This window comes from Kitasatospora sp. NPDC091257, from assembly GCF_044757675.1.
Classification (GTDB): Bacteria; Actinomycetota; Actinomycetes; order Streptomycetales; family Streptomycetaceae; genus Kitasatospora; species Kitasatospora lactacystinica.
On sequence record NZ_JBIVVI010001168.1, the window covers coordinates 1 to 2,816 of the forward strand.

The 2,816-nt window shown below is 72.3% G+C and carries 3 protein-coding genes; all 3 read right to left on the minus strand.

The genetic code is table 11. The annotated features are described in order from the left end of the window. Positions 1 to 299, minus strand: a 299-nt coding sequence (locus ACIQOV_RS35855; RefSeq protein WP_401055005.1) for a hypothetical protein, incomplete at its 3' end; no start/stop codon positions are given. Between the two features lie 445 nt (positions 300 to 744). Then, the gene (locus tag ACIQOV_RS35860; protein ID WP_401055006.1) at positions 745 to 1,365 is read right to left on the minus strand and encodes a hypothetical protein; all 621 of its coding nucleotides are present in this window, start codon (positions 1,363 to 1,365) and stop codon (positions 745 to 747) included. A gap of 3 nt (positions 1,366 to 1,368) precedes the next feature. Then, on the minus strand, positions 1,369 to 2,816 hold a 1,448-nt coding region (locus tag ACIQOV_RS35865), incomplete at its 5' end, for a hypothetical protein (RefSeq protein ID WP_401055007.1).

The following is a 2,816-nucleotide window of genomic DNA, read 5'->3' on the forward strand; positions in this document are numbered from 1 at the left end:
GGGGTTTCGGGGTGGGCGCCGCAGTCGTGGCAGGTGCGGGTGTTGGTGGTGCGGCGGGCGGCGGCCGCGGCGAGCTGCGCGGCGGTGGCCGCGGTGGGCACGGACTCGTGGATGTTGTAGAGGTCCCAGGGGCCGGGTCGGCCGGCGGGGTTGCGGGCGGTGACGGTCGCGCGCACGGGGCCGGCGGGCTGGCGCGGGAGGTCGAGGGCGGCGAGCTGGGTGGTCGTGCGCAGGTGGGCGGGGACCTGGCCCCACCAGTCGTAGACGGTCGGCGAGGTGGTGCTGACGGGCGGTTCCACGTGCTGCTCCTCGGGGTGAGGGTTCGACGGGTTCAACGGCGGCCGCTACCAGGTGGTGGCGGCCGGCCTGGTGGTGGCTGCCGGACGAGCGGTTGGAGCGGGGGTGGCGTCACGGCGTCGTGACGCCACCGGGTGGGGGCTGAGCTGGGGAGATGGGCCGGTGCCGGGCCCGGTGGGGTGGGCGCGGCACCGGTTGGTGGCGGGTGTGTAGGGTCTCGCGGCCCATGCCGGACGTGGGCACCGTGACCTGCGGTCCCGTCCGCTGTCTCAGGCCGTGTCGGACGTCCGGCGTCTCAGCTCCGTGTCGGAATCTCACGGTCGGCGCCGATCGCTCGCGACGGCTCGACCCGCTGAACTGCGGTGTCTCACCGCCACGTCGGATCCGACGTCCGTCCGACACCGACCGTGAGATTCCGACACGAGCCGCGAGACCCTACAGGGTGGTTCAGGCGCCGAGGCCGACGTGGGAGACGTACTGGTAGGCGCCGTAGTCGGAGTCGAGGTCGGCGATGATGTCGTCCCAGATGGATTCGAGGGTGTCGGCGTCGCCGGTGGTGAGGGCGTCGACGGCGTCGTCCCAGATGTAGCGGGCCTGGAAGCTGCGCACGCGGAGGTTGTCGCGGCGGCGGGGTTCGTCGACGACGTCCTGGTTGATGGGGTGGATCTCGATGCGGGTGCCGCGGCCGTCGCGGTTCAGGTACGCCTTGAGGATCGCGGGGTTGTTCAGGACGTTGGCGGCGCGCAGGTTCCAGTAGGCGGTGTCGATGGCGTCGGCGTTCGCGGGGCGGGGACGCTGGGTTCCCTTCGTCCAGGCGCGGATGGTGGAGGCGGCGGCGGTGACGCCGGCCTCCGTGAGGGCCTCGCGGCCGCCCTTGTGAGTCATCAGGTAGCGCATCCGGGCGGTCAGGCCGCGGCGGGTGGACGGCGGGGACTTGATGCCCCCTTCGATGATCATGCGTTCCAGGACGTCCTCCAGCGCCCGTCCCAGCGCGACCGAGCCGTGGACGTTGCCGCGGTCGCGGTCGGCGCCGTAGCGGCCGAAGTTCTTCCATCCGTCCGTCGACATTGTTTAGGCGCTCCGGTTCCGGGTGCGGGGCAGGGTGTACTGGTCCTTGAGTTTCAGCTGCGTGGTCAGGCGGCCCTCTTCGAAAACGCCGCCGTTGGCCTTTCGCCATTCGCCGCCGGTGACGTGGAGTTCGTCGGTGCCGCGCAGCGCGACGACCGTGAGACCGGCCTTGTGGGCGCGCTGGGACTTGTACCAGAGATTCGCGAAGGCCTGCGAGCGGATGATGTGCATCCAGTCGGGGCGGCGGATGTCGCGGTTGTAGGTGGATTCGCCGATGGTGGATGCGAATTTCGCGTACATGGCTTTGACGTATTTTTCGGTGACGGTGTCGCCGTCGGCGATGGCGTTTTCCCGGGCCTGGGTGAGGACCCGGCGGAACTTCTCCAGCAGGCCCTCGGAGGCGCCGGACGTCCAGGCCTCGGTGATGTGCGGGGCTTCGGCGAGGCCGAGTTTGTGGCAGCGGATCAGCAGCCGCACGGTGGCTTCGTCCAGGAGCACCGGCCCGCCCTCGTGGCGGTTGCCGATCGGGTCCGGCAGCTGCGGGTGCTCCCAGGCCGGACGCTGCGGCAGCAGGTAGGCGCCGGAGCGCTTGGGGTCCCAGCCGCCGTCCGGGCGGTGCTGGAGCGCGCCGATCGGCAGGTGCGTCTTCAGCGCCGAGCAGTAGGCGGCGTTGGTGTCCAGGACGTCGACCGCGATCTCGGCGAGAGTGCCGGCCTTCAGCCGCGCCATGAGTGGGGCGTTCTCCCACTTGTGGCGGCCCTCCCAGATTTCGTCGGCGCCGTTCCGGGATTTCTTCGAGAGGAATTCCAGACGTTCCGGATAGGCGGTGTGCTCGTACGCGGCGCCGACCCGGGTCGCGTCGAACAGCGTCATCGCATTCGGAATGGCCTTCTTTTCGAGCGCCGCGACCGCGGCGTCGACGTCGCCGTCGTGCTCCTCCAAGGCCTGCTCGACCGCCGAGGTGATCATGTCGAGGTAGTAGCCCAACTCCCGGCCCGTACCGGCGTACTCCCGGCTGCGCGCGGTCGGGCCCGCGGCACGGCCGGTCGGCGAACCGGGCGCAGCGGCGGTCGCGCTGGTCGGCGGCGAGGCCGGGGGCACGGGGCCGGGCGCAGCGGCCGGGGCAAGGGCGGGAGCAGCGTGGTCGGCGGGGGCGGGAGCCGGGTCGGTGCCGACGACGGCCCGCCGCGGTACCACGGTCGCTTCGGTCGCTCCGTCCTCGGTGGGGGTGCACCAGCCGCCGAGGTGGAGCGGGCGGCCGCCGATCCGGTGGGTGACGGGGCGTCCGCACTGCTCGCACGGCGCGGCCGGGTGGAGCAGTGGCCGGCCGTCCGGGCCCCGGTCGTAGTCGGCGCTGGGCGAGCCGACCAGGGCGGCATCGACAAGGAGCTGCTCGTCCGGGCTCACGGCCGGCCCCGCGCCGACCGGGGGCTCCTGGGCGGCGGTGGCCG

Coding starts and splice junctions, on each gene's coding strand:
- ACIQOV_RS35860 (WP_401055006.1), bottom strand. CDS start 1,365: ATGTCGACGGACGGATGGAAGAACTTCGGCCGCTACGGCGCCGACCGC.